General features: G+C 72.4%; 23 protein-coding genes. 13 read left to right on the top strand and 10 right to left on the bottom strand.

Going from position 1 to position 25,198, the window contains the following annotated elements; genetic code table 11:
- Positions 1 to 277 precede the first annotated feature (277 nt).
- A complete protein-coding gene (locus tag J8403_RS17145; protein ID WP_211123955.1) occupies positions 278 to 748 on the bottom strand; it encodes a roadblock/LC7 domain-containing protein in 471 nt (156 codons plus the stop codon).
- On the bottom strand, positions 729 to 3,302 hold the full coding sequence (locus J8403_RS17150; protein WP_211123956.1) for an ATP-binding protein: 2,574 nt from the start codon (positions 3,300 to 3,302) through the stop codon (positions 729 to 731). The genes J8403_RS17145 and J8403_RS17150 overlap by 20 nt, the downstream gene beginning before the upstream one ends.
- A 484-nt stretch (positions 3,303 to 3,786) precedes the next feature.
- On the opposite strand from J8403_RS17150, the gene J8403_RS17155 reads away from it, so the two are divergent.
- The gene (locus J8403_RS17155; RefSeq protein ID WP_211123957.1) at positions 3,787 to 4,926 is read left to right on the top strand and encodes a substrate-binding domain-containing protein; all 1,140 of its coding nucleotides are present in this window, start codon (positions 3,787 to 3,789) and stop codon (positions 4,924 to 4,926) included.
- Positions 4,927 to 5,088: 162 nt separating this feature from the next.
- On the opposite strand, the gene J8403_RS17165 is transcribed toward J8403_RS17155, so the two are convergent.
- Together J8403_RS17165 and J8403_RS17170 are read right to left on the bottom strand one after the other, a co-directional pair.
- Positions 5,089 to 5,916, bottom strand: a complete 828-nt coding sequence (locus J8403_RS17165) for a calcium-binding protein (RefSeq protein ID WP_343245303.1) — start codon at positions 5,914 to 5,916, stop codon at positions 5,089 to 5,091.
- A gap of 267 nt (positions 5,917 to 6,183) precedes the next feature.
- Positions 6,184 to 7,098 carry a LysR family transcriptional regulator gene (locus tag J8403_RS17170; RefSeq protein WP_211123959.1) on the bottom strand — a complete coding sequence of 305 codons (915 nt, stop codon included), beginning with the start codon at positions 7,096 to 7,098 and terminating at the stop codon, positions 6,184 to 6,186.
- Positions 7,099 to 7,283: 185 nt separating this feature from the next.
- On the opposite strand from J8403_RS17170, the gene J8403_RS17175 reads away from it, so the two are divergent.
- Positions 7,284 to 8,036 carry an SDR family oxidoreductase gene (locus tag J8403_RS17175; RefSeq protein WP_211123960.1) on the top strand — a complete coding sequence of 251 codons (753 nt, stop codon included), beginning with the start codon at positions 7,284 to 7,286 and terminating at the stop codon, positions 8,034 to 8,036.
- A 43-nt stretch (positions 8,037 to 8,079) separates the two neighbouring features.
- On the opposite strand, the gene J8403_RS44740 is transcribed toward J8403_RS17175, so the two are convergent.
- The 3 genes from J8403_RS44740 to J8403_RS17185 all read right to left on the bottom strand — a co-directional run bounded on the left by J8403_RS44740 (position 8,080) and on the right by J8403_RS17185 (position 10,084).
- Positions 8,080 to 8,373 (bottom strand): hypothetical protein, encoded by a 294-nt coding sequence (locus J8403_RS44740; protein WP_425519801.1) that lies wholly within the window; start codon positions 8,371 to 8,373, stop codon positions 8,080 to 8,082.
- Positions 8,374 to 8,402: 29 nt separating this feature from the next.
- Positions 8,403 to 9,119: an MBL fold metallo-hydrolase gene (locus tag J8403_RS17180; protein WP_425519802.1), complete on the bottom strand. Its 717-nt coding sequence runs from the start codon at positions 9,117 to 9,119 to the stop codon at positions 8,403 to 8,405.
- Positions 9,120 to 9,202: 83 nt separating this feature from the next.
- A complete protein-coding gene (locus tag J8403_RS17185) occupies positions 9,203 to 10,084 on the bottom strand; it encodes a serine hydrolase (RefSeq protein WP_211128293.1) in 882 nt (293 codons plus the stop codon).
- Between the two features lie 115 nt (positions 10,085 to 10,199).
- Here J8403_RS17185 and J8403_RS17190 point away from each other — a divergent pair, with 115 nt between their 5' ends.
- Together J8403_RS17190 and J8403_RS17195 are read left to right on the top strand one after the other, a co-directional pair.
- Positions 10,200 to 11,186: a LysR family transcriptional regulator gene (locus J8403_RS17190; RefSeq protein ID WP_246585871.1), complete on the top strand. Its 987-nt coding sequence runs from the start codon at positions 10,200 to 10,202 to the stop codon at positions 11,184 to 11,186.
- Between the two features lie 169 nt (positions 11,187 to 11,355).
- Positions 11,356 to 11,949 carry a hypothetical protein gene (locus tag J8403_RS17195; RefSeq protein WP_211123961.1) on the top strand — a complete coding sequence of 198 codons (594 nt, stop codon included), beginning with the start codon at positions 11,356 to 11,358 and terminating at the stop codon, positions 11,947 to 11,949.
- 20 nt (positions 11,950 to 11,969) lie between these two features.
- Here J8403_RS17195 and J8403_RS17200 read toward each other — a convergent pair whose 3' ends face one another.
- Positions 11,970 to 12,770, bottom strand: coding sequence for a FadR/GntR family transcriptional regulator (locus tag J8403_RS17200; RefSeq protein WP_211123962.1), 801 nt, complete (start codon positions 12,768 to 12,770; stop codon positions 11,970 to 11,972).
- Positions 12,771 to 13,158: 388 nt separating this feature from the next.
- On the opposite strand from J8403_RS17200, the gene J8403_RS17205 reads away from it, so the two are divergent.
- The 6 genes from J8403_RS17205 to J8403_RS17230 all read left to right on the top strand — a co-directional run bounded on the left by J8403_RS17205 (position 13,159) and on the right by J8403_RS17230 (position 21,014).
- Positions 13,159 to 14,826: an ABC transporter substrate-binding protein gene (locus J8403_RS17205; protein ID WP_211123963.1), complete on the top strand. Its 1,668-nt coding sequence runs from the start codon at positions 13,159 to 13,161 to the stop codon at positions 14,824 to 14,826.
- On the top strand, positions 14,826 to 15,776 hold the full coding sequence (locus J8403_RS17210; protein WP_211123964.1) for an ABC transporter permease: 951 nt from the start codon (positions 14,826 to 14,828) through the stop codon (positions 15,774 to 15,776). Before J8403_RS17205 ends, J8403_RS17210 begins: the two co-directional genes overlap by 1 nt.
- 74 nt (positions 15,777 to 15,850) lie before the next feature.
- On the top strand, positions 15,851 to 16,666 hold the full coding sequence (locus tag J8403_RS17215; protein WP_425519898.1) for an ABC transporter permease: 816 nt from the start codon (positions 15,851 to 15,853) through the stop codon (positions 16,664 to 16,666).
- Complete coding sequence (locus tag J8403_RS17220) at positions 16,663 to 17,832, top strand: ABC transporter ATP-binding protein (RefSeq protein WP_246585872.1); 1,170 nt, start codon at positions 16,663 to 16,665, stop codon at positions 17,830 to 17,832. The genes J8403_RS17215 and J8403_RS17220 overlap by 4 nt, the downstream gene beginning before the upstream one ends.
- Positions 17,829 to 18,854 (top strand): ABC transporter ATP-binding protein, encoded by a 1,026-nt coding sequence (locus J8403_RS17225; protein ID WP_211123966.1) that lies wholly within the window; start codon positions 17,829 to 17,831, stop codon positions 18,852 to 18,854. Before J8403_RS17220 ends, J8403_RS17225 begins: the two co-directional genes overlap by 4 nt.
- A 234-nt stretch (positions 18,855 to 19,088) precedes the next feature.
- Complete coding sequence (locus tag J8403_RS17230; protein ID WP_211123967.1) at positions 19,089 to 21,014, top strand: gamma-glutamyltransferase family protein; 1,926 nt, start codon at positions 19,089 to 19,091, stop codon at positions 21,012 to 21,014.
- 360 nt (positions 21,015 to 21,374) lie between these two features.
- On the opposite strand, the gene J8403_RS17235 is transcribed toward J8403_RS17230, so the two are convergent.
- Together J8403_RS17235 and J8403_RS17240 are read right to left on the bottom strand one after the other, a co-directional pair.
- Positions 21,375 to 21,737, bottom strand: a complete 363-nt coding sequence (locus J8403_RS17235; protein WP_211123968.1) for a DUF1330 domain-containing protein — start codon at positions 21,735 to 21,737, stop codon at positions 21,375 to 21,377.
- Between the two features lie 181 nt (positions 21,738 to 21,918).
- Complete coding sequence (locus J8403_RS17240) at positions 21,919 to 22,431, bottom strand: hypothetical protein (RefSeq protein WP_246585873.1); 513 nt, start codon at positions 22,429 to 22,431, stop codon at positions 21,919 to 21,921.
- Between the two features lie 109 nt (positions 22,432 to 22,540).
- Here J8403_RS17240 and J8403_RS17245 point away from each other — a divergent pair, with 109 nt between their 5' ends.
- From J8403_RS17245 to J8403_RS17255, 3 genes are all read left to right on the top strand, one after another.
- On the top strand, positions 22,541 to 24,088 hold the full coding sequence (locus tag J8403_RS17245) for a PucR family transcriptional regulator (RefSeq protein WP_211123969.1): 1,548 nt from the start codon (positions 22,541 to 22,543) through the stop codon (positions 24,086 to 24,088).
- A gap of 496 nt (positions 24,089 to 24,584) precedes the next feature.
- Positions 24,585 to 24,791 (top strand): type II toxin-antitoxin system RelE/ParE family toxin, encoded by a 207-nt coding sequence (locus J8403_RS43685; RefSeq protein WP_246585874.1) that lies wholly within the window; start codon positions 24,585 to 24,587, stop codon positions 24,789 to 24,791.
- Complete coding sequence (locus tag J8403_RS17255) at positions 24,788 to 25,132, top strand: helix-turn-helix domain-containing protein (RefSeq protein WP_211123970.1); 345 nt, start codon at positions 24,788 to 24,790, stop codon at positions 25,130 to 25,132. The genes J8403_RS43685 and J8403_RS17255 overlap by 4 nt, the downstream gene beginning before the upstream one ends.
- The last annotated feature ends 66 nt before the right edge of the window (positions 25,133 to 25,198 follow it).

Genomic DNA, 25,198 nt, shown 5'->3' on the forward strand with positions numbered 1-25,198 from the left:
CGGCCTACGGGCTCGGTCGGCTCGACGGGCTCGGTCGGCGTGAGGGGGTCACTCGGCTCGACGGGCTCGGTCGGCTCGAGGGGGTCACTCGGCTCGACGGGTTCCTTCGGTTCGCCGGGGTCCGTCGGCTCCTCGGGCTCCGTCGGCTCCTCGGGCTCCGTCGGCTCCCGGGTGTCCCGTGCGCTGTGTTCCGCCTCATGCGCTGCCGCGTCCGCGTCGTGCGGTACCGGTTCACCGGCGACCATCTCGCCCCCTCCTCCGTGCGCCGCGCGATCCGTCAGCCGACGGACCCGGCGGTCTTCTTCAGCTCCATGACGAGCTGCGGGGTGAGTGCGGCCCCGGCCCGGTTGGCGAAGAGGGTCATCTCGTACGCGATGTTCCCCAGCTTCGCCTCCTTCGTGGTCACCACGCCCAGCACGGCACCGCAGCCGATGGACGACACCAGTACATGGCCGCCCTCCAGATCGATGATGACCTTGTTGAGATCGCCGAGGCCGTAGTTGCCGGAGGCCCCGGCGGCGAGGCTGGTGACACCGGAGACGATCGCGGCGAGCCGCTCGGAGTCGGCCTGTTCCCGCAGTTGGGAGACGGCGATCAGCAGGCCGTCGGAGGACACCGCGATGGCGTCGACGACACCGGCGGTCTCGGTGGCGAACCGGTCGAGCAGCCAGGTGAAGTCGGCCGCGGCGGCTCGCAGATCGGTGGTCTCCGGCTCAGCGGAACCGCTCTTATCTGTCGGCGTGGTCACTTCCCGACTCCTTCCGGGGGCGCTGATGTGTCGATGGTGTGGCTTCGGCCTGGGAGGCGCCTGCGCTGTCCTGCTCCGCCCTGCGTACGGCGGCCTCGAACTCGTCGAGTTCGGAACGGACCGCGTCGGCGTCGGCGGGCCGGCGCGTGGCCGGGATCGCCCGGTCGGCCGGTGGGGTGGTCTTGTCGAGCGTCGCGCCCCGGACGCGGCGGCGCAGCGGGCGGGATGCGGGGGTGGGAGCGGGGGCGGCCGGGGTGGCGTTCGGCTCGTTCCCGGCGGACGACTCCTTCCCGGTGGACGACTCCTTCCCGGTGGACGGATCGTTCGCCGCGTTGAGCGCCTTCGCGGCGTTCGGCTCGTTCGCCGCGCGAGTCGACTCCGCGTTCGTACGGGACGCCGCCGGCACGCGCCGTGGCAGTCCTGACTCCGTCGCGGGCGCCGCCGGACGCCGCTCGGGCGCGGTGGCGGAAGCCCGTACGGCCGAAGGCGCGGCAGGGGGCGCGGCTTCGGGCTCCCGCCCGGAACCCGCCGACACCGAGGGCGCCCCCGCCCCCCGCGCCACCAGCAGCGCCGACGGCACCCAGACGCTGCCCGTGACCCCGCCGCCCGGGGTACGGCTCAGGGCGACCCGGATGCCCCAGCGGCGGGCCAGGCTTCCGACCACGAAGAGGCCGAGCACCTTGGTCGGTACGAGGTCGAGCCGCTCGCGGCGGACCAGGCGGGCGTTCTCCTCGTCGAGGCGTTCCGCGGCCATGCCGAGCCCGTGGTCGATGACCTCGATCAGCGCCCCGCCGTCCGTGCTGACGTCGGTGCCGGGCCGGACGACGACCTCGACGGGGGTGTCGGACGGGGAGAACGCGACCGCGTTCTCCAGCAGTTCGGCGAGCATCAGCGTGAGGTCGCCGGTGATGTCGGGCGCGACGGTGACCTCGGTCTCGGACCGCAGGGACACCCGCTGGTAGCCCTCGATCTGGCCGAGCGCCGCCCGGATCACATCGGCCAGGGTGGTCGGCCGGGCGTCGAGCTCGGTCTCCCGGATTCCGGCGAGCAGCATCAGGCTGTCGGCGTTGCGCTGGAGGCGTACGGCGATGTGGTCGATGCGGTAGAGCCGCTCCAGGATGTCGGGGGCGGTCTCCTGGCGTTCGACGGCGTCGATCAGGCTGAGCTGGCGGGTGGTGAGGTTGCTGACCCGGCGGCCGACGTTGCCGAACATCTCGCCCACGTTGCGGCGGCTGAGCACCTGCCGCTCCAGCAGCGCCGCGGCGGTGACCTGCACCTGGTTGAACGCCTCGGCCAGATCGCCGATCTCGTCGCGCACCGGGACGGGGATCGGGCGGGGCCGCAGCGGGGTGCTGTCGGTCGCGTCGTCGTCCTCGTCCTCGACCTTGGCCAGTTCCTCGCCCGCCACCTCGACCACCTGGTGGGCGGCGCCGGTGAGCGCCGCGAGGGGGCGTACGACGGAGCGGCGGACCAGGAAGGAGAAGGTCAGCCAGGCGGCGAAGCCGAGGAGGGCGAGGGCGAGCAGCGCCAACGCCTTGTTGAGGGCGTCCCGGGAGAGGCCGTCGGCGCGGTCGGCGATCTCGCCGATCAGCGAGCGGGCGATCTCGAGGCGGGCCTCGGCCTGCCGCGTCCCCGCGGCCATCTCGGTGCGCAACTGCCGCGGCGACTGGCCCTGCAGGCTGCTGGGGTCGATCTGGAGCTCCGCGAACCGGTCCTCGATGCCGTTCTCCTCGGAGTTCCGCTCGATGCCGTCGAGGCGCAGGACCTGGTCGGGCCCGGCGATTCTGGAGAAACGTTCCGACTGCTCCTCGTAGACCCGGTGGGCACCGACCGCGCGGGTGTACTCGGTGAGGCCGTTGGCATCCCGGGTCTGCGCGGAGAACACCCCGCCCTCGAAGGCCGCGTGGGCGGCGTCGGCGCGCAGCACGGCGTCGACCAGCTCGATGACGGACGACGAGGAGCTGTCGGAGAAGTGGTCGAGGCCGGTGCCGTCGATGAGATAGCCGACGGCGGCGGCATACGCGGGGTCGATACCGGCGGCGGGCACCGAGCCCCGTTCGACCTTGTCCCGCAGCACGCTCAGGCGCTCGACGTAGTCGAGGGCCTGAGCTTCGGCCTTCGGCAGGCCCGATCCGAACGCGGACCGCACGGTGGCGGCCTGCTCATCGGTGGCCCGCTGCGCCCGGCGGTAGTCGGTGGTCGAGGGGAGGGTGGCGCCGGCGTGGAGCGACTCCTGCTGGACGGAGAGCAGCAGCGCCTCGCGGTGCTCGGCCTCCACCTCGTTGATCAGCCGGGCGACCTGGCCGCTGTCGCGCACCCGCTCGGCGATCCGGTCGGCGTCGTCGGCCTGCCGCACCTGGCTGTACACGCCGAGGCCGAGGAGCACGCCGACGACCGCCAGGGGCACGATCACCAGGACGTTGAGCTTCCGCCGGAACGGCCAGCGGTCCAGGAGCGCACCGTGGGCTTCCGTCCTGCGACGGGGCCGCGGACGCGGTGGCGCGTGCCCGGACGGCTTCTGTTCGGATGGCGGGTCCGCCGTGTCCACAGACACCCAGGTCCTCCTTCGATGTGCTCCTGAGCGGTGACCGAGGTGTTGTTGCCGCCATGGCCGACACCGGGGAGCGGGACGTCGGCGACGGCGTTTTCTGCCGGAATGCGAGCGACGGGATTGCGCCACATGCCTGACCGGGCGTGAACACTACCGCGTGCGCGGACCCGCGCAAGGCATGCCCTCTCAAGGACTACGGAAATTCCATGGATTGCCGGGTTCAGGTCATCTCCACATCGCTCCGCACCCCGCCGGACGCCCCGCCGGGGTCCGGAAGGTGTCCGCGCGGTGCCCAGGGGGTGGCGGCCGAGGGCGCCGCGTGACCTGGCTTGTTCACGACTGTGCTCGATGGTGGCCGCAGGTGCCGTAGGGGGCTGCCCCGCGCGGCGCCGCCACCCGTAACCTGTCTCCTCCCGGCCCCCGGCCCACCCCTGGCCAGTCCCCCGGCCCGTACCCTCCGTACCCTCCGTGCCCTGCGAGGAGATCCGTGCACCCCACCCGCAAGGCGGCCCTGTCGGCCATCGCGCTGCTGGCCGTGGCCACCGCCGGCTGCGAGCCCGGCGCCGCCTCCACCTCGTCCCACCGGAGCTCCGCCGAGCCCGGCTGCCCGGCCGTCCTCGCCAGAGCCAAACAGGCCGTCAAGAAGGCGGAGGCCGTCGACGCCCCCTGGAAGGGCCCCACCACCGGGCCCGAGGTGGCCGGGCACGGCAAGAGCGTCGTCTTCATCGCCCATGACCTCTCCAACCCCGGTCCCGCCGGAGTCGCCCAGGGCGTCCAGGAAGCCGCCACGCTCCTGCGGTGGAGCGCCCGCACCCTCAACGGCCAGGGCACGCCCGCCGGTTACCGGTCCGCCTTCAAGAAGGCTCTGGCCCTGAAGCCGGACGGCATCGCCATCGCCGGTTTCGACCCCGGCAGCGTCGCCGACGAGATCAAGCAGGCCAGGGCGGCGGGCATTCCGGTGATCGGCTGGCACGCCGCCCCGACCCCCGGCCCCGACGGGAGCCCCGAGCTGTTCAGCAACGTGACCACCCGGGTCGAGGACGTCGCGAAGATCAGCGCCGACTGGATCATCGCCCGCTCGGGCGGCCGCGCGGGGGTGGTGCTCTTCACCGACGCCACGGTCCCCTTCGCCAAGCACAAGTCGGACCTGATCAAGAAGGAGCTGGCCACCTGCTCCGACGTCAAGCTGCTGAGCTACCGGAACCTGCCGATACCCGAGGTCAACAAGCGTGCCCTCGGGGAGGTCCGCTCGCTGCTCTCCCGCTACGGGGACAAGTGGACCTACTCGGCCGCCATCAACGACCTGTACTTCCGCCACACCGCCGCCGCCCTGCGCGCCGCGGGCAAGGACGGGGCGGACGCCCCGTTCAACATCGGTGCGGGGGACGGCGATCCGTCGGCCTTCCAGCGCGTCAACGGGGAGCGGTTCCAGGCCGCCACGGTGCCCGAGCCCCTCACCGAACAGGGCTGGCAGATCGTGGACGAGTTCAACCGCGCCTTCGCGGACAAGCCCGCCAGCGGATACGTCCCCGCGGTGCACATCACCACCGCCGCCAACAGCGGCGGGGCGCTGTCCTGGGACTCCGAGGGCTATCGGCAGGCCTACCGCAAGATCTGGGGCAAGTAGGCGGCGCGCCGGCCGGGCGGGAAACGTAACGGCAGGGCCCCGAGTCACTCGGGGCCCTGCCGTCAGCTGGGGCTGGTCCCGGTGGACCTGATCCTGGTGAAGCCAGTCCTGGTGAAGCCAGTCCTGGTGAAGCCAGTGCTGGTGAAGCCAGTCCTGGTGAAGCTAGTCCTGGTGAACCTCGTTGCTGCCCGGGCCGCCGGAGAGGGTGTCAGTGCCCTTGCCGCCCCACAGCACGTCGTTGCCGCTGTTGCCGTAGATCGTGTCGTTGCCGTCCTCGCCGTACAGCGTGTCGTCGTCCTGGTCGCCGTAGATGGTGTCGGCGCCGTTGCCGCCCCGGATGATGTCCTTGCCGGTGCCCCCGTGCAGGATGTTGTCCTCGGAGCCGCCGGTGATGGTGTCGTTGCCGGCGTCGCCGTAGCATTCCTGCGCACAGTTGGTGATGGTGTCGTCGCCGTCGCCGCCGTAGGCGCCGAAGCCCATGACACCGCCGCCGCCGTCGATCCGGTCGTTGCCGGCGTCGCCGTAGAACGTCGGCGCCGCGTTGCCCTTGAGGACGTCGTTGCCGGCGCCACCGTGAATTCCGGCGTAGGCCGAGCTGTCGGCGTCGAGCTTGATGGTGTCGTCGCCGTCACCGAGGTCGACGTCGTAGTTGTCCGAGTCGTCGGAGTTCTGCGGGATGAGCACCGCGCACTGGGCGACGGTGTGATCGCCCGCGGTCGGGTAGGTGCACTCGTCCCACTTCGCCGCGTCCGCATCGATGGTGATATCACCGTTGTCGCGGAAGGTGAGGACGTAGTATTCCTCGAATTCCCCACGGCTGACGATCTGCTCGGAGACCGAGAGGTTGTTCTTCTGTCCCGCGGCGGCCTTGTACCAGAGCTCACCGTCCTCGTGGACGAGAGAACCCGAGGTCGTCGCGGCCGCCTGGGCGGCGGGCGCCGCGAGAGCGGCTCCCCCCAGGGCGAGAGCGAGGGTGGCTGTAGCGGCCATGGTCCGGTACATGCGCATAGGGGTGTGGCCCTTCGTGCAATCAGTGCCGATCAAACCGGCGGAGAAATTGCCGATGCGATCACCGGGCGCCGGTGATCGGCGATGTGGTGTTTCCGATCGCCCTGGTAGACCGGGATCGACGGCAAGCGGTTGCACCGGGAATCCCCTAGTTTCCCGCGGTCGCAGGTCACGCCCTTTCCCACAGGATTTCCGCCATGAAAAGTTCCATCACGGCAACCGCCTATTGTGAACTGCTTAACTCTTTGTTCACCGAGTGGCCGTTGAGCCGGCCGAGTGCGGACCCGTGAGGTGGGCCCGGGCGTACTTGCGGAAGGCCGTCACAAGGCGGCTGTTGTCGTCGGCGCGGGTGGCCAGCACCACATGACTCGGCTCGACCCCGTGCAGCGGGACGATGGCGAGATCGGGGCGGAGGCCCTGTGTGTAGGCGCCGGGAGCGATGGTCACGGCCTGTCCGGAGGCGATGAGTTCGAGCTTGTCCTCCACACCTTCGGCGAGGGGACCGTCGGGTGCGCGGCTGCCGTCGGGGCGGGGGTCGATGCGCCAGAAGGCGTTCCAGACCGGATCGGCCCCCCGGATCAGGGGTTCGTCGGCGATGTCGGCGACGGTGACCGACTCCTTCCCGGCCAGCGGGTGGTCGATGGGCACCACCAGCACCCGGGGCTCGTCGTAGAGGACCGTCACCCGCAGATCACCGGTCGGGAACGGCAGCCGGGTCACCGCCGCGTCCACCCGGTGGTCGAGCAGGGCGGCCCGTGCGTCGTTCCAGGTCAGGTGCAGGGTGTGGACGTCGGCGTCCGGGTTCCGGTGGCGCAGCTCGCGTACCGCCGGGGTGACGATGACGTTCATGATGTAGCCGATGGTGATCCGGCTCGGCTCGGCGACGGCCCGGGTGTGGGCCGCGGCCTGGGCGGCGGATCGCAGCAGCGCCTTGGCGCGGGACAGGAAGACCTCCCCGGCCTCGGTGAGCTTGCTGCCCCGCGGGGTGCGGTCGATGAGCCTGGCCCCCAGCTGTCGTTCGAGCTGGCGGATCTGCCGGCTCAGGGACGGCTGGGTGATGTGGAGGGCCTCGGCGGCGCGGCGGAAGTGCCGGTACTCGGCGACGACGGTGAAATACCGCACCAGCCGAAGGTCGAGATCCACCGGAGGCGGCGTGTCTGCCATGCCCGCACGCTAGCCGCGCCGAGCCGTCGGCCGCTACTGGGAAATCCCCTTGAGCTGTGGTGATGCCCGGCATGTATCTCCAGATGCGGAACAGGCCTTGGACGCGGGTCCGGGGCCGTTCCTAGCGTGGCGTACGCAGTCCTTCGCAGTTCCCCCCTTTTTTTTGCAGCAGCGAGGAGAGACGTATGTCCGCACCCGTAGCCCTGATAACCGGTGGCACCAGTGGGATCGGCAGGGCCACCGCCGAATTGCTCCATCGTCGCGGATACCGGGTGGTCGTCACCGGCCAGAATCCCGACACCATCGCCGCGGCCGAGAAGGAATTCCCCGAAGGCGTGGTCGTGGTACGCGCCGACGCCCGGTCACTGGCCGAGACCGACCGCGTCGTCGAGGAAATCCGTCAGCGCTTCGGCGGACTCGATGTCATCTTTCTCAATGCCGCCATCGTGCGCATGCTACCGATCGAGGCCGAAGCATTCGACGAGGCCGCCTACGACGACCTTTTCGGCGTCAATGTCAAAGGCCAGTTCTTCACCCTCCAAAAGGCTCTCCCCCTGCTCCATGACGGGGGTTCCATCATCTTCAATGTCGGGATCGGGGCCACCAGGGGAATTCCCGGCGGGGCCGCCGTCAGCGCCGCCACCAAGGGAGCCCTGCTTTCCATGGTGCCGTCACTCGCCCTGGAACTGGCTCCCCGGCGCATTCGCGTCAACGCCGTCAGCCCCGGCCCGATCGACACCGGAATCTGGGCCAAACAAGGGATGCCGGCCGAAATGCTGGAAGAGGTCGCCAAGGCCACGGTCTCCCAGGTCCCCCTCGGGAGGTTCGGGACGAGCGAAGAGGTCGCGGAAGTCGTGGCGTTCCTGGCCTCGGACGCGGCCGGCTTCGTCACCGGGGAGAACCTCGTCGTGGGTGGGGGTGTGGGGGTCAGGTCGTAGGGACGCGCCGCACAGGCGCGGTGGTCGTTCGCGGCCGAGCGCGTCAGAAGCGGTACGGCGTCGCGTACTCGGGCAGCAGGATGCGGGAGCCGGGGCTGGCCTCGCGGATCCGGGCGATGAAACCGTCCAGGTCGATCGTGGGATCGCGGTGGGCGCCCTCGGCCAGGGGGAGTTCGAAGTTGTCCCAGTGCACGGGGACCACGGTGGCGGGGTGGCCGAGCGCCTTCAGCAGGCGGGGCGCGTAGCGGTGGGTGGCGGGGGTGCTGGGGGTGGCGATCATGGCCACGTCCGGGCGCAGACCGGCGGCGTCCCGTTCGCTGAAGTCGCTCGCTCCCATGAGGAAGGCCGAGAGCCCGTCGGGCAGCGTCAGGTGGAAGGCGAGGGTGTCGCCTTCCGGGAGGTCGGAGATGGTCTGGGGGCGGGGCGGGGGCCGGTGAGGGTGCCGGGGGCGAAATAGCTGTAGGAGTCGTTACGGCTGTGGCGGCTGGAGACCGCCTCGACCACCAGACCGTCGAAGTCCAGCACCTCACCGCCCCTGACCACGGCGATCCGGGCCTTGTCGACGCCGAGGGCCCGGAGCAGGTGGTACGTGGTCTCGGTGCCGACGATCCGCGCGTCCGGGGCGGCCGCGGCGATATAGGGGACGTCGTTGAGGTGGTCCCAGTGGCTGTGGCTGACCAGGATCAGCTCGGGGCTTCCCCTGTGACGGTCGATCGCCGTACCGTCCGTGGTCAGCGGCGTCTTCGGATTGAAGGTCTTCTTGAAGAGCCCGGTTTCGAAGCGGCTCAGATAGGGATCGAAGAGGATCGTCCGGCCGCCGTCGGTGTCGATGCGCCAGCCGCTCGTACCGAGCCACTGGAAGGTCGCCTCGGAGGTCTTGGCGTCGGAGGCCGTCGCGTCCGAGGTCTTCGCGTCCGAGGTCGTCGCGTCCGAGGTCTCCGCGTCCCGGCTCTTGTGGGCGCTCGGCGCCGTCCCGGCGGCCGCCTGGGCGGCCGTGGGAAGGACGGCGGGTACGGCCGCGCCGGCCGCCGCTCCCCGGATCAGCAGACGGCGGTTGAAGCGCGATGCTCTGTTGGCGGTCATGGGCACAGCAGAGCAGCTCGCCCGCCCCACCGTCCAAGATCGTCGCGGCACCGCAGCCATATCCGGTTCCGTATCAGACCAGGTCAGCGGCGTCTGAGCGCGTCCACCGCGAGCCGCGCCGCCCGCCCGATCGCCGCGTCCACCGCCGTACGTGCCGCCGCGGCCGAGGCCGTACGGGCGAACACGGCGACCGCGTACCGGCCGCCGTCCGGGTAGCGGACGACGCCCGCCTCGATGTGCAGGCTCGGCAGCGTGCCCGTCTTCGCCGCGACCAGCACCTCATCGGGGAAGCCGGAGGCCAGCCGCTGACGGAAGACCTGCCGGGACATCAACTCCCGCACCAGCGCGCACGCCGCCGGGGAACCGGCCCGGTCCCGCCAGATCAGGCCCAGCAGGGTGGTGATGTCGCGCGGGGTGCTGGAGGTGGTGTGCCGGGGGTCCAGGACGCGGAAGCGGCGCAGCCGCTCGAAGGCCAGCGTCGGATAGACGGCGGCGAACGCCGCCTCGTCCGTCGCGCCCGCGTCCTCGAACATCGACTCCAGCAGTTCCCGGGGCCCGCCGACGATCCGCGTGCGGTCCAGGCCGAGTTCGGCCGCCAGCAGCCGCACCGTATCGAGGCCGGTCCGGCGCATCAGCGCGTCCGCCGCGGAGTTGTCGCTCACCGACAGGGCGAAGTACGCCAGGTCGCGCAGGGACATCTCGACATCGTCGGCGCAGCCCGCGGTGCCCCAGCCGCCGAGGCGGTCGGGGGCGGTGATGACCACGCGTTCGCGGGGGTCGAGCTGTCCGGCGTCGGCCTGCCGGGCGAACTCCAGCACCAGCAGGATCTTGAACACGGACGCGATGACGACCTGGTCGTCCACGCCGAGGCCGAGCTCGCGCCCGGGCACGTCGATGTCCACCGCGTGCAGCCGGGCTTCGGCGTCCGCCTCCGCGAACACCTCCGCGATCCGCTTCTCGATCAGCGCCGCATCGACCGGCGGCGTGTCCACGCGTACCGCGTTCACCGGCACCGGGGCCCCTGATTCCCCCTTGTCCAACGCTCCCCCTCACCCCTCCGGCGTCGCATAGGGTCGGCCGGTGGATCTCATACGCCACCTGCGCCTGTTCATTGTCGTCGCGGAGGAGCTGCACTTCAGCCGCGCCGCCGATCTCCTCGGCATGGCCCAGCCGCCGCTGAGCCAGTCCATCCGGCGGCTGGAGCGGGAGTTGGGGCTGGAGCTGTTCGACCGCTCGGCCCGCCAGGTGCGGCTCACCCCCGCCGGTGCGCTGCTGCTGGAGGAGGCACGCGAACTGCTCGCCCGCGAGGAGCGGTTGCGTACGGTCATGGCGCGGGTCCGCGACGGGGAGCTGGGCACGCTGCGGGCGGGCGTACCGCCGCAGACTCCCGCCCGGACGCTGCACGCCCTGCTGTCGGCGTGCGCGGAGGAGTTCCCTGGGCTGCGGATCGATCTCCAGGAGGTGGACACGGCCGAGCAGGTGCGGCTGCTCGCCGCCGCCCGGCTGGACGTGGGTCTGGTGCACCACCCGGTGGCGGACGCCGACGATCTCGTGGTGGGGCCGTCCGCCGGGGTCGAATTGGGGGTCGTCCTGCCCCGTTCCTCCCCGCTGGCCCGCCTTTCCGAGGTGGCGCTGGCGGACCTTACCGGCCATGAGCTGTTTCTCTTTCCCCGGGCCGCGGCGCCGGGGTGGTACGACCGGATTCTCGATATCTGCCGGGAGGGCGGTTTCACCCCGCCCGCGGTCCGTCATGCCCGTAATCCGGAATTCCTGCTGGGGCTGGTGGCGTCCGGACGCGGGGTGGCGTTCGACGACGGGCGGGTGGCAGGCAAGGAGCCGCGGGCCGCCTGGCGCCCGCTGGCCGGACGTCCGCTGACGCTGTGGATGTCCGCCGTATGGCCTGCGCATGCGGCCCATCCGGCGGCAGCTCCGTTCGCCCGGATCGCCGCGGACGTCATCGCGCGGGAGGACCCGCCCCACCGGCTGCTCACGCCTGCGGAGGAGAGCGGTCGGCCCCGCCCGTGGTCGGTGGTCTTCGAGCCCGGCGCCGGTCCGGCGACGCCGTGAGAAACCCTCCGCAGAAAAGCGCCGCGAGAAAGCGCAGCAGCAAACTGATCCGGATTACAGTTCATATTTCCTGGAGAACATTTCCGGAACCCATGGAGTTTTTCCGGACCCGCCTGTCAAGATCTTCCCTCATACCTTCCCCGTTCACTCAGGAATATCAGGGATTCTCGTGCGGAAAATACATGCGGCCGCCACCGTGGCCGTCGCGGTGCTGGCTCTGGCGCTGACCGGCTGCGGCAACGACGACGACAAGGACGCCCAGTCGTCCGGCACTTCCGACAAGGCCGCGGCCGCCCAGAAGGGCGACGGCGCGGAACGCGGCACCGCGTCCGCCACCCCCACCGGTGCGAGCCCCAGCCCGAGCCGTACCAAGCCCGCCGGGAAGAGCCCCAGCGCGAGCCCGAGCAGCCCCCGGGCCACCCGCACCGCCGACGGCGTCACCCCGACACCCCGCCGTACGGCCCCGAAGACGCAGGCCCCCGCGCCCACCCGGGCGGGCGCCCCGGCGAGCGTGCAGGGCACGTGGTACTCCCAGGTGCGCGATCCGAACGGCAAGCCGCTCGTCATGACCGTGACCGGCGGCTCCCTGACCGTGGGGTACCAGGGCAAGTCCTGCCCCGGGACGATCAGCGCGAGCATGGCCGTCTCCATGACCTGCCAGGGCGAGACCATCTCCGGCGGCACCGCGGTGGTCAGCGGTGACGGCCAGAGCCTGACCATCAACTGGCCGCAGGGGAACCCCGACCGGTACGTCCGCCCCTAGGGCCGTCCGGGCGGGGGAGCCTATCTCCCGCCCGCCTCCACACCCCCGTCGCCCGCCTCGACTACCCCGCCCCGCGCCTCAACTCCCCCGCCCCGCGCCTCAGCTCCTCCGCCCCGCGCTTCCGTACGCCGCCGCTGCTCCTCGATCCGGTGCAGCACCGAGTCCAGATGCGTCTCGGAGGCGGCTCGGGCGGCCTCCGGGTCGCGGGCCTCGATCGCCCGCAGGATGGCCTGGTGCTCCTCGATCGTGGCGCGCCGGCGAGCGGCGGACAGCGAGGTCTCGCGCCGCCCCGGCTCACCGATCTCGTAGACCCGGTCCAGCAGCCGCAGCAGCAGGGGGTTGCGGGTGTACTGGGCGATGGCGCGGTGGAAGGTGCGGTCCAGGTCGGTGAACTCCCGCCGCGTGGGCTCCCGTCGCATCGCGTCCAGCAGGGCGTGCAGCTGGACGATGTCGGCGGGGGTGGCACGCCGGGCGGCCCGCGCGGTCACCGAGGGCTCGATACACGCGCGCACCTCCATGACCTGCAACAGCTCCGCCGTGGCGTCGAGCCCCGAGGCGAGGATGTCGCCGCGCGGGGTGGCACCCGGGTCGAGGACGACGGTGCCGGAGCCGGGGCGCCGGGCGACCAGTCCGCGGGAGGCGAGGGCGCGCAGCGCCTCGCGGACCGAGCCCCGGGAGACGCCGAGGCTCTCCGCCAGCTCCCGCTCCGGGGGGACGCGGGAACCGGGCGGCAGCTCTCCGCTCAGGATCAGCCGCTCCAGGCCGACGGCCAGGGCGTCCGGCCTCGACAGGGTGGAGTGCCGCAGTTGCCGCCAGTCCATCTCCCGGCTTTCCTCCGCCTTCTTCAGCTTTCCCGAGCTTCCCGAACTTCCCGAACTTCCCGAACTTCGCGAGCTTCGCGGGCTTCCCGAGCTTCCCGAACGTCCCGGGCCTTTCCGGGCTTTCCCGAGCTTTCCTGTGGCCTTATCCGGTCCGGCCGGTGGTCGTCCAGAGTCTCATATCCGGCGGACGTCTCCCCGGCATCGTCCCGCCCCCGACGCGAGGGGATTTAACCAGGTGGTGACAGGCGGGCAACCGGAGTCGCCGGGCCCGCCCACTACCGTCTGCCGAAGCAATGTGGTCCTACCAATGGACCAATCGCCTGTCCCTGCGCCATCCTGGCCGCACCGCAGCGCGCGCTCTCCGTCCCCAGCAGTGAGGCATTCCGCCATGCGCCAAAGAACGAGCGGACCCAGCGACCGGCCCCCACCCACCCGCCACCGACCGCGCGTCGCGGCCCTCGCCGCCCGGGTGCTGTGCGTGCTGGTCGTCGCCGCCACCGCCGGCTGCGCCTCCCTGGCCTCCCCCACGGCCGAGGTGGGCGCCGACCGGATGACCGACCCCCGGCCCGTCCGCGACGGCGGAACGCTGGCCATCGCCCTCAAATCGGATCCGGACAAGCTGGACCCCTCCCTGGCCAGCACCGCCGTGGGCCGCACGGTGTTCGCCGCGATGTGCGAGAAGCTCTACGACGTCGACGCCCGGGACCGGTTCGTGCCACAGCTCGCCGCCGCCCCGCCCACCACCAGCGACGGGGGCCGCACCGTCACCATCAGGCTGCGGCACGGCGTCCGGTTCGCCGACGGCACCCGGATGGACGCGAAGGCGGTCAAGACCTCCCTCGACCGGCACCGCACGCTGCCCGGATCCGTCCGCGCCAGCGAGCTGAAACCCGTCACCTCCGTACAGGCGGTCGGCGACGACACCGTACGGCTGCGGCTGAAGAAGCCGTACGTCCCGCTGCTGGCGCTGCTCGCCGACCGCGCGGGCATGGTGATGTCGCCGACGGCGCTGAAGCGCTACGGCAACGGCTTCGCGAGCCACCCCACCTGCGTCGGCCCGTTCCGCTACGCCGAGCGCGTGGTGGGCGACCGCATCGTCCTGGACAAGGACCCGAACTACTACGACGCCGACTCCGTCCATCTGCGGCGGGTCATCTACCGCACCATCACCGACGGCAACGTCCGGCTGGCGAATCTGCAGTCCGGTGACATCCAGGTCGGCGATCAGATGGACCCGGTCCAGGTGGGCAGGGCGCTCACCGAACCCGGGCTGCAGCTGTTCAACTCCCCCTCGCTGGGCTACTACGGACTGACCCTCAACATCGGCAACACCGAGGGCGCCGGGGCGCCGCCGGGCCGGATCGACACCCCGATCGCGCGGGATGTGCGGGTGCGCGAGGCGTTCGACCTCTCCCTGGACCGCGCCCTCATCAACACCATCGTCTTCCAGGACCGCTACCGGCCCACCTGCGGCCCGCTCCCCTCCGGCACCCCGTACGCCACCGGGGCCCGCTGTCCGGCCCGCGACCTGGCCAAGGCCAAACGGCTGCTCAAGGCCGCCAAGGTGACGACCCCGGTCCGAGTACGGCTGCAGATCAGCACCACCCCGGAGGACAACCGGCTGGGCCAGGTCATCCAGGCCATGGCCAAGGAGGCGGGTTTCGCGGTGAGTCTGGCGCCGACCGAGTTCGCCACCGGCCTGGAGCACTCCCGCGCGGGCGACTTCCAGGCGGCGACGACCAACTGGTCCGGACGGCTCGACCCGGCCGGCAACATCGACGTGTTCGCCGGCACCGGCGGCGCCCAGAACTACGGCGGCCTCTCCGACCCCGCCATCGACCGGCTGATCGCCGAGGGCGGCGCGACCGCGGGCAAGGCGGCCCGCCAGAAGATCTACGCCCGGCTCGTCGAGCGCATCCGCGCCCAGCACACCGTGCTCTATCTGATCCAGCCCACCAACTACGTGTCCGTGACGAAGAAGGTCGCCGGGCTGAAGGTCTTCGGCGACGGGCTGATCCGCGTGAAGGACGCCGGATACGCGACGGGAGGAAACTGATGTCCTATCCGATCCGCCGCGTCGGCGAATCGCTGATCACTCTCTTCCTGGTCAGCGTGGTGGTCTTCGCCGGCGTACGGGCGCTGCCCGGCGACACCGCCACCGCGCTGGCCGGGGAGGAGCCCACGCCCGAGGCGATCGCCCAGATCCGGGCGAGCTACGGGCTGGACGACAACCTCGTGGTGCAGTACGTGCGCTATGTGCGGCACGCCGCAACCGGCGACCTCGGCGTCTCCTCCCGCACCGGGCTGCCGGTCCTGGACTCGGTCCTGGAGGCGCTGCCCGTCACCCTCGAACTGTCCGCCCTGGCCCTGCTGCTCGCGGTCGTCGTCGGCGTGGGCGCCGGGGTGGTGGCGGCGGTCCGGCGCGGCAAGCCCGAGGAGTGGCTGGTCAACGCCGTGGCCCTGCTGGGGCTTTCGGTGCCCGCCTTCTGGCTCGGCATCGTGCTCGTCCTCGCGTTCGCCATCGCCCTCCCGGTCTTCGCCGCCTCCGGCTTCGTGCCGTTCGGCGTGGACCCGATGGAGAACCTGCGCCATATGGTGCTTCCAGTGATCGTCCTCGGCTCCGGTCTGGCCGCGGTCGTGATGCGGCAGACGCGCGCGGCCATGCTGGGCTCGCTGTCCGCCGACTACGTCCGCACGGCGCGCGCCAAGGGGCTCTCCAGCCGTCAGGTGATCATGGGGCACGCGCTGCGCAACAGCCTGGTCACCGTGGTGACCGTGCTCGGGCTGCAGCTCGGGCACCTCATCTCGGGCGCGGTCGTCACCGAGCAGATCTTCGTCCTGCCGGGCTTCGGCAAGCTCACCATCGACGCCGTCTTCTCCCGCGACTACGCGATGGTGCAGGGCGTGGTGCTGTTCACCTCGGCCGCCTACATCCTCGTCAACCTCCTGGTCGACCTGGCCTATTCGGTGATCGACCCCCGTATCCGGCTCGGAGGTGCCCAGTGAGCGCCGCTGCCACCGCCCTTCCCGCCGCCGAGGAGCGGGAGCGGGCCCCGCTCGCGCCGCTGTCCCGGCTCCGGCTGCTGACCCGCAACAAGCTGGCCCTCACCGGGGCCGTGGCCGCCGCGATCCTGGTGCTGGTCGCGGTGTTCGCACCGCTCATCGCGCCGTACGACCCGGCCCGGCCCGACTTCTCGGCCGCCCTCCACCAGCCGGGCTGGGCCCACTGGCTGGGCACCGACGACCTGGGCCGCGATCAGCTCTCCCGGGTCGTGTACGGGGTGCGGGCCTCGCTGCAGATCGGTCTGCTCGCGGTGGCGCTGGCCTTCGCGGCCGGGGTGCCGCTCGGGCTGATCGCGGGCTACTACGGACGGTTCGCCGACTCGGTGGTCTCCCGGCTCACCGACACCCTGCTCGCCTTCCCCTTCCTGGTGCTGGCGGTGGGCCTGGCCACCATCCTCGGACCGTCGCTGCTCAACGCCACGATCGCGGTCGGCGTCTCGCAGATCCCGGCCGTCATCCGGATCACCCGGGCGGAGACGCTGCGGCTCAAACACCTCGACTACGTCGCGGCGGCGGTGGCCAACGGCGGCGGGGACGGCACCGTGCTCTTCCGCCACATCCTCCCCGGCGCCCTGTCCGCGCTGACCGTCCAGGCCACCGTGGGCATCCCCTCCGCGATCATCGGCGAGGCGCTGCTGAGCTTCCTCGGGCTGGGCATCCAGCCGCCGTCCGCCTCGCTCGGGGTGATGCTCTCCAGCGCTCAGGCGTATATCGCGGCCGCGCCCTGGATGGCGGTCTTCCCGGGGCTCGCGATCATCGCCGCGACGCTCGCGTTCAATCTGCTCGGGGACGGGCTGCGCGACATCCTCGACCCCCAGGGAGACAGCCGATGAGCATGTCGATGACCTCGTCTGCGACCCCTGCCCTGAGCGTGCGGGACCTGTCCGTGGTCTTCCGCACCCCGACCCGCGTGGTCCACGCCGTGGACGGGCTGTCGTATGACATCGCCGCCGGTGAAGTGCTGGCCGTGGTCGGCGAGTCCGGCTGCGGCAAGTCCGTGACCTCCACCGCCGTGATGGGGCTGCTGCCGCCCACCGCGCACGTCGGCGGCTCCATCCGGCTGGGCGGACGGGAGCTGGTGGGGGCGGACGAGAAGGAGCTGCGGGACGTCCGCGGCCGGGAGATCGCGATGATCTTCCAGGAGCCGATGACCTCGCTGAACCCCGTCCTCACCATCGGCCGCCAGGTCGGCGAGGTCCTCCGGCGCCATCAGGGGCTCGACCGCCGCACGGCGCGCGAACGGGCCGTGGACCTGCTCGACCTCGTCGGCATCCCCGCCCCCGCCCAGCGGTCCCGCGACTATCCGCACCAGCTCAGCGGCGGTATGCGGCAGCGGGTGATGATCGCCATCGCGATCGCCTGCGACCCCGCCGTGCTCATCGCCGACGAGCCCACCACCGCGCTGGACGTCACCGTGCAGGCGGGCATCCTGGAGGTGCTGCAGTCCCTGCGGGAGCGGCTGGGCACCGCCATCGTGCTGATCACCCACGATCTGGGCGTGGTCGCCGACATCGCGGACCGGGTGCTGGTGATGTACGCGGGGCGGGGCGTCGAACAGGCCCCGGTGGACGAGCTGTTCACCGCGCCCCGCCATCCGTACACCCGCGGGCTGCTCGGCGCCGTGCCGGTGCCCGGACGGAGGCGGGCGGCGGGCGAACGGGGGCGGCTCCGGGAGATCCCCGGGCTGGTGCCGAGCCTCACCGAACAGCCCGACCGCTGCACCTTCCAGCCCCGCTGCAGCTCTGCCGATGAACGGTGCGGCGCGCAGCGGCCCGCACTGCGGGCGCTGCGCGAGCGGCACGAGGCGGCGTGCTGGTATCCGGTGCCGGTCGATTCCGGGCAGCCGGACCGTCCCGAAGGCCCAGAGCAGACCGAGGGCACCGAGCAGACCGAACGCCCCGAAGAGCGCGCTGAAGAGCGCGCTGAGCGCCCCGAACACCGGGAGCGCCCCGAGCACGCCGAACGCCCCGAACCCCCTGATCAGGAGGCCGCCTCATGACCGCCGCCGTCGCATCCGTGGAGGCGTCGCGGGATGACGCCGTGCTCGACATCAGCGGCCTCGTCCGCCACTTCACCGGCCCGGCCGGCACCGTCAAGGCGGTCGACGGGGTCAGCCTCAGCATCGGCCGGGGCGAGATCGTCGGCCTGGTCGGGGAGTCCGGCAGCGGCAAGTCCACGGTGGGGCGGTGCGCCGTACGGCTGGACCGGCCGACCGCGGGCAGCGTCACGATCAACGGCCGCGAGGTGACCCGGCTCTCGAAGCGGGCGCTGCGCCCGCTGCGCAAGGACTTCCACCTGGTCTTCCAGGACCCGTCCTCCTCGCTCGACCCCCGGATGACCGTGAGGGCCATCGTCGCCCAGCCGCTGCGGCTGCACCGCCTGGCCTCCGGCGACGCGCTGCGCGACCGGGTCGCCGCGCTGCTGGCCCAGGTGGGGCTGCGGCCCGAACTGGCGCGGCGGCGGCCCCATGAGCTCTCCGGCGGACAGCGGCAGCGGGTCTCGATCGCCCGCGCGCTGTCCGTCGATCCACAGCTGCTGGTGGCCGACGAGCCGACGTCGGCGCTGGACGTCTCCGTCCAGGCGTCCGTGCTCAATCTGCTGGCGGATCTGCAGCGGGAGCGGCGCTTCGGCTGTCTGTTCATCACCCATGACCTGGCCGCCGTCGAATACCTCGCCGACCGGATCGCGGTGATGTACCTGGGGCAGCTGGTGGAACAGGCCCCGGCCGCCGAGCTGTTCGCCGACCCCAAGCATCCGTACACCCAGGCGCTGTTGTCGGCGGCCCCGGTGCCGGACCCGGCCGCGCAGCGGTCGCGCGCCCGGATCGTGCTCAGCGGGGAGCTGCCCAGCCCGCTGGATCCGCCCCCGGGCTGCCGCTTCCACACCCGCTGTCCGCTCGCCGTCGACCGCTGCCGCACCGAGCCGCCCGCGCTGCGGGTACTTGCGGGCGGCGGGGGCCGGGAGGTCTCCTGCCATCTGGTGGCGGACGACGGAACGGCGCCGGACGCGTCGGCACCATGACCTGTGACCATGCCCCATAAAGACACTTCGGCCCCATGAGAACGCCTCCGCCCCGTTGAGAACGTCCCAGCCCCGTTGAGAACGCTCCCGCTCTCTGAGGACGCCGGCCCTCCTAGGACGCCAGCCCTCCTAGGACGCCTCCGCCCCCTGAGCCACCCGACCCCCTGAGAACACCTCAGCCCCCTGAGCCCCCGCCCGCGCACCCGCCCCCGTACGAGATCAGGAGCCCGCCGCATGTTCACCACCCGGCCCACCCTGCAGGGCACCCATGGCATGGTGTCCTCCACTCACTGGCTGGCCTCGCAGTCCGCCATGGCCGTCCTGGAGGACGGCGGCAACGCCTTCGACGCGGCCGTGGCCGCCGGGTTCGTCCTGCATGTGGTCGAGCCGCATCTGAACGGGCCGGCCGGTGAGGTGCCGATCATCCTGGCCCCGGCGGGCGGCGAACCCACCGTGCTGTGCGGCCAGGGCCCGGCCCCCGCCGGGGCCACCATCGACCACTACACGGCGCTCGGCCTCGACCTCGTCCCGGGCACCGGCCCGCTCGCGGCGGCGGTGCCCGGGGCGTTCGACGCCTGGATGGTGCTGCTGCGCGACCACGGGACGAAACGGCTCGCCGAGGTGCTGCGGTACGCGATCGGCTACGCCGAGCACGGCCATCCCGCGGTCGAGCGGATCGGGGAGACGGTCGAGGCGGTACGGGAGCTGTTCGAGACCGAGTGGAGGACCTCGGCCGAGCTGTATCTGCCGGACGGGACCTCCCCCGCCGCCGGGCGGCTGCTCACCAACCCCGCGCTGGCCGCCACCTGGCGGCGGCTGATCGCCGAGGCGGAGGCGGCAGGGCCGGGGCGCGAGGCACAGATCGAGGCGGCCCGCCGGGTCTGGCGCGAGGGCTTCATCGCGAAGGAGCTGGCGGACGCGGCGGCCCGGCCCGCGATGGACTCGTCCGGGCAGCGCCACGCCGGGACGCTCACCGGGGACGACCTGGCCGCCTTCGAGGCCACGTACGAGGCGCCGGTCAGCCACTCCTGGAACGGCTGGACCGTGTGCAAGGCCGGGCCCTGGAGCCAGGGACCGGTGCTGCTGCAGCAACTCGCCCTGCTGCCGGACGGGCTGACCGCGGACGACCTGGGCACGCCCGACTTCCTGCACACCCTGATCGAGGGCGGCAAGCTGGCCATGGCCGACCGCGAGGCGTGGTACGGGGACGCCGCCGATGTGCCGCTGGTGGAGCTGCTCTCCGGTCCGTACAACGACGAGCGGCGGCGGCTGATCGGCGAGGCGGCCTCGTACGAGCTGCGCCCCGGGCGCCCCGGGGGCCGTACGCCGCGGCTGAGCAAGCAGGCGCTGGCCGCCGTGGCCCGCGCGGTCTCCGGGGCGGCCGGACCGGCCGCCGGGCCGGGCGGCGGGGAGCCGACGGTCGGCGGACCGGACCTGGGGCCGGCGCTGGGCGGACCGGCGGTCGGAGGATCGGCCGCCGGGGGATCGGCCGTTCGGGGACCGGCTCCGGGCGAACGGGCCGACGGCGAACCGGCCGTCGGGCCGGACGGGGTGACGCGGGGCGACACCTGCCATCTCGACGTCGTGGACCGCTGGGGCAACATGGTCGCGGCCACGCCCAGCGGCGGCTGGCTGCAGTCCAACCCCGTCATCCCCGCGCTGGGCTTCCCGCTCGGCACCCGGCTCCAGATGACCTGGCTGGACCCCGGGCTCCCCAGCTCCCTCACCCCCGGCCGCCGCCCCCGCACCACCCTCACCCCCTCGCTCGCCCTGCGCGGCGACACCCCCGTCATGGCCTTCGGCACGCCGGGCGGCGACCAGCAGGACCAGTGGAGCACGCACTTCTTCCTCGCGGTCGCGCTGCGGGCCCCGGTGCGCTCCGGACTGGATCTGCAGGGCGCCATCGACGTCCCCAACTGGCACCAGGAGTCCTTCCCCGGCTCCTTCCACCCGCGGGCGATGACGGCGGGACGGGTGGTCGTGGAGTCCCGGATCGACGAGGCCGCCATCGCGGAACTGCGCCGCCGCGGCCACGATGTGGTGGTCGGCGAACCCTGGTCGGAGGGACGCCTGTGCGCGGTCGCCCGCGCCCCCGAGACGGGCGTCCTACTGGCCGCCGCGAATCCGCGGGGCGCGCAGGGGTACGCCGTGGGGCGGTGACCGCGGTGGGGCAGCGTGCACGCCGGGTGGTGCCCGACGGACCGTGACGCCTGCGGCGGGCCGTACCCCTCCCCGCCCCTCCCCACAACTGGGGCTCCGCCCCAGACCCCGGCCACCCGCCCCGGATGCCGCGCGGTCATCCGCCGCGACAGCGCCCCGACCGCGACCAGCCCACCGGTACAGGCGCACCGCGGCGACGGCCGACCCCTCGACCCCCGAGGTCGATGCCGCGGGAAGGGGCGGCGTGCGCCCCGAAGGGGCGCGGGGAACTGCGCGACCAGCCACGACACAGCCGCGGACGAACGACCGCGCCTCGCGGCACTTCGCGCGGAGCGCTTAGCGAAGCGCTTAGCGGAGCGCTTAGCGGGCGTACCCGCTGGGGTCGGCCGACCGCAGCTTCTCGGCTCGCTTCAGCGGGTCGTAGCCGGGGTCCACACCCTCGACGAGGACCACGACGCCCTCGATGTGGTCGGTGCGCAGCCGCAGGATGTCCTGGTAGGCGGGCGACGCGTACCACTCGCGGGCGTCCGCCATCCCGCCCGGGAACTCGATCAGCACCACACTGCCCGGCCACTCCCCCTCGACCACCTCAAGCTCGCCGCCGTGGATGCGGAAGCGGCCGTGGAAGGGGTCGAGGGTGGCCTGGATCCGCTCCAGGTACTCGATGATGTCGGGGTGTGGACTGCGGCCGTGCAGATGCGCGAGCGCGTAGGCGGCGGGCATGGCTCCTCCAAGTGTTCCGGCATGTGCTCCGGACTGATCGGCGATGGGGTGCGGTCCGGCGTCTGCGGCGGACACGTTCAGCCTGCCGCGCCGCGCCCGGGGCGTCGATTACCCCTGAGGTCATGGCGGGATGAGGTCATGGCGGGGGCGCCGGATGCGGTGGCCGCACCGGCCCCCGGCCTCAGTCGAGGATGCCCAGGTCCTCCCGCATGATCCGGCGCATCGCCGCCAGCCGGGGTTCGGCCTCCTTCAGCTCCAGCAGCGCGCCCGCCGCCGTCTCGCCGTCGCGCTGCAGGCCCCGGTCGATCCGTTTGGCCTGTGCGTCGATCTCGGCGAGCACCGTATTGAGCGCGCGGGACGCCTCCAGGACCCGCTCGGGGACGATCATCTGCGCCTCGGCGTAACGGTCGCGGTAGTCGCGGCGGGCCTCCTCCAGCCGGACGCGGTCCTCGTCCGTGTACACGTCGTCGCGGATCCGGTGCAGCGCGTCCTTGAGGAGTGTGTGGAACTGCCGGGAGGCGCGGTTCATCGCGGTGTAGGCGGTCCGGCGCTCCTCGAAGCGGCGCCGCCGGTCCTCCGTACGCGCGTCCTCCTCCCGTTGACGTGCCGTCGTGCGCTGCTGGAGGAGGGGTGCGAAGAGGGTGCCGAGGATGCCGACGACGGCGGTGATCATGGCGGCTATGACGGTGGACACCGGCCGAGCCTAGAGCCTGGCCGCGCTCCTTACGGTGGCCGCCGCTGATTCCGCCGACCGGTCCGAGCCCCTTCGGGAACCCAGGCGATCGGAACTAATGTGCTGTTTCATGCCCGCCTCGCCCTCCGACGTGCGCGCCGACCGCGCCGATAACGTTCTCGCCCTCGCCCGGCTGGCCTCCCGGCGCGGAGCGGTTCGGGACATGCTCGGCTGGCTGACCCGGCGCGCCGGGGGCCCGGCCGTGCTGGTCGGGGACACGGGCCGGGTGCTGGCCGGGCCGGGTGGGGAGCATGACCCGGCGGTGGCGCGGCCGGCCGCCGACGCCGCCGCCGACGCGGCCGTCGAGCTGCACCGGCGCGGGGCGCCGTCCGCCGTGCTGGGCGGGGGCGAGGGGCCTCCGGTGCATCTGATCGCGCTCGACACCGACCCGAGCACGTATCTGGCCGTCATCGGGCCGGACGATCCGCACTGCGGAATGCTGCTCGCCGACGCCGCCCGCACCCTCGCCCTGTGCTGGCGGCTGGAGCAGGCCGAACGGGCGCGGCGGCGGATCGAGTCGGCCGAGGAGCACAGCCGGGAGGCGGTGCTGCATCTGCTGATGGTGGGCAGCGTGCCCGCCGCGCAGCGGATCGCGGGGGCGCTGCGGCCGGCGCTGCCCGCGGTGGTCCAGATGTATGTGATCGAGTGTCCGCACCCCCGGCGGCGCGAGATCGCCCGGCGGATCGACCGCGAGGCAGGCGGCGCGGCATGGATCGTGCCGTGCCCGGTACGCCCGAACCACGTCCTCGCGCTCGTACCGCCGGAGACGACGGCCCCGGCCGCCGGGACGGACCCGGCCGCCGAGGCGGGCGACGCCCCTCATCCCTCACTCCCCGAATCGCTGGACCTGCTGATCGTCCGGCTGGTGCCCGAGTGCCGGGTCGGGGTGAGCGCGGCGGTCGCGCTGCGGGATACGCCGACCGCCTATGAGCAGGCCGTCCACGCGCTGGCGGTGGCCCGTAACGCGCCCGGGCGCCGCGCCGGTTTCGGCGGCGACGTGGATGTGACCGTCCTGGCGGGACCGGAGGGCTATCTGTGGGCGAGCGAACTCCTCGCGCCCTGCCTGCGCTACGCCCCGGCCCGCCGCGCCGATCCGGGCCCGCAAGAGCTGCTGGGCACACTCGGGTCCTGGCTCAGCTTCGGTGGAGCGGCCAGCCGCCATCTGAAGATCCACCGCAATACGCTCGCCGCGCGGATGCGCCATCTCGATGAGCTGCTGGGTGTGGAGGTCAGCCGCAGCCTGGCCGCGCAGTCGGCCGCCTGGCTCGCCCTGCGGCTGCACACCGCGCCCCAGGCCGCGGCGGCCCGCGCCCAGGCCCCGCCGGGCCCGACCGCCACGCTGGAAACGGTGCTGGGCACCCCCGCCGCCGGGACCTGGGCCCGGGCCCAGTTGCGCCCCCTGGAACAGGCCAGGCCCGCGGCCGGTCTGGAGACCGTACGCACCTGGCTGCGTGCCGACGCCCGCCTCCCCGCGGCGGCCGCCGCCCTCGGCATCTCGCTACCGGGCGCGCGCAAGCGCCTGACCAGGGCGGAGGACGTGCTGGGCCGGTCCCTCCTGACCGCGCCGAGCGCGAAGTACGAACTGTGGCTGGCGATGCGGGCCCTGGGCTCGCTCTGAGCCGGGACACCACAATGCGCGCCGGTGCGCTCACCGTTCGCGGTCGTTCTCACCGTTCACCGGAGCACTCACCGTTCGAACGGCAACCACCCGGCGCCCTCACTGTGCACATCGTTCCTCGCCGCCGGTGCCGCGCACGCCTAATGTCCTGGACTGGCCCAACCCGCACTGGCCCAGCCCGCCGGGCCTCACAAACCGGGGCCGGCCGCCGCGCGACGACGGGGGTGTTGCGCGCGGCCCGCCCCTGTCCCCGCCCGGCGCCGAGCCACCCATGCGAGTGAATGATCCGGCAATAAAAGCGTGCGCTTCTACAAGCGACTGCTTATACTGGTCTGTGACGTGGTCAATCAACCTCCATGACGAGGTGGCCGATTGGTTCCTCGCCCTATGTGCTCACGATCCGCATTCGGCCGACTCGGTGAGGCCATCGAGCTGCTGGCCGAGATAGGACCGAGCCTCGGCCGTCCTATGGCCGACGTGATTCACAGCAGCCTCGATGAAGAACCTCAAGGAGTTACGCCCGGGCTCGGGGGGCCGGACCGAAATCCGCATCCTCTTCGTCTTCGACCCCGACCGGGAGTGCACCCTCCTCGTGGCGGGCGACAAGGCGGGCAGTTGGCGACGCTGGTACGACACCGCCGTTCCACTCGCCGAGGAGCGCTACCGGCAGTACCTCGACCACAAGGAGAAGGCGGCGGAATGAACGGTTTCACCTCGTGGGACGAGGTCAAGAGGAGCGCCGAGCGCATCCGTCGCGAGGCCCACCCCGACGTGGGCGAGGACGAGTGGGCGGCACGCAAGGAGGCGGCACGTCTGCAGCAGGAGGCCCACCTCTTGGGCCATCACCTGCAGCGACTGCGGAGGGAGCGGGGGCTCACCCAGCAGCAGGCCGCCGTCCAGCTCGGCATCACCCAGGCCCGCGTCTCCCAGCTGGAGCAGGGCAAGGCGGTGGACCTCACGGCGATGCGCGCCTATGCGCAGGCCCTGGGCGCCCGGCTGACGCTGGTGCTCGAAGTCGACGATCAACAGATCCGCATCGCCTGAGCGCGATCGCGCCCCGGGCCGCGCGGCCCGCCCCTGTCCCCGCCCGGCGCCGGGCCATGGGCACCG

It is taken from the genome of Streptomyces yatensis, from assembly GCF_018069625.1.
GTDB lineage: Bacteria > Actinomycetota > Actinomycetes > Streptomycetales > Streptomycetaceae > Streptomyces > Streptomyces yatensis.

Bases quoted from the DNA above. Each gene is read 5' to 3' on its own strand.
- J8403_RS17165 (WP_343245303.1), bottom strand. From the start codon at position 5,916: ATGGCCGCTACAGCCACCCTCGCTCTCGCCCTGGGGGGAGCCGCTCTC.
- J8403_RS17170 (WP_211123959.1), bottom strand. From the start codon at position 7,098: ATGGCAGACACGCCGCCTCCGGTGGATCTCGACCTTCGGCTGGTGCGG.
- J8403_RS17175 (WP_211123960.1), top strand. From the start codon at position 7,284: ATGTCCGCACCCGTAGCCCTGATAACCGGTGGCACCAGTGGGATCGGC.
- J8403_RS44740 (WP_425519801.1), bottom strand. From the start codon at position 8,373: ATGGGAGCGAGCGACTTCAGCGAACGGGACGCCGCCGGTCTGCGCCCG.
- J8403_RS17180 (WP_425519802.1), bottom strand. From the start codon at position 9,119: ATGACCGCCAACAGAGCATCGCGCTTCAACCGCCGTCTGCTGATCCGG.
- J8403_RS17200 (WP_211123962.1), bottom strand. From the start codon at position 12,770: ATGGACTGGCGGCAACTGCGGCACTCCACCCTGTCGAGGCCGGACGCC.
- J8403_RS17205 (WP_211123963.1), top strand. From the start codon at position 13,159: ATGCGCCAAAGAACGAGCGGACCCAGCGACCGGCCCCCACCCACCCGC.
- J8403_RS17210 (WP_211123964.1), top strand. From the start codon at position 14,826: ATGTCCTATCCGATCCGCCGCGTCGGCGAATCGCTGATCACTCTCTTC.
- J8403_RS17220 (WP_246585872.1), top strand. From the start codon at position 16,663: ATGAGCATGTCGATGACCTCGTCTGCGACCCCTGCCCTGAGCGTGCGG.
- J8403_RS17225 (WP_211123966.1), top strand. From the start codon at position 17,829: ATGACCGCCGCCGTCGCATCCGTGGAGGCGTCGCGGGATGACGCCGTG.
- J8403_RS17230 (WP_211123967.1), top strand. From the start codon at position 19,089: ATGTTCACCACCCGGCCCACCCTGCAGGGCACCCATGGCATGGTGTCC.
- J8403_RS17235 (WP_211123968.1), bottom strand. From the start codon at position 21,737: ATGCCCGCCGCCTACGCGCTCGCGCATCTGCACGGCCGCAGTCCACAC.
- J8403_RS17245 (WP_211123969.1), top strand. From the start codon at position 22,541: ATGCCCGCCTCGCCCTCCGACGTGCGCGCCGACCGCGCCGATAACGTT.
- J8403_RS43685 (WP_246585874.1), top strand. From the start codon at position 24,585: ATGAAGAACCTCAAGGAGTTACGCCCGGGCTCGGGGGGCCGGACCGAA.
- J8403_RS17255 (WP_211123970.1), top strand. From the start codon at position 24,788: ATGAACGGTTTCACCTCGTGGGACGAGGTCAAGAGGAGCGCCGAGCGC.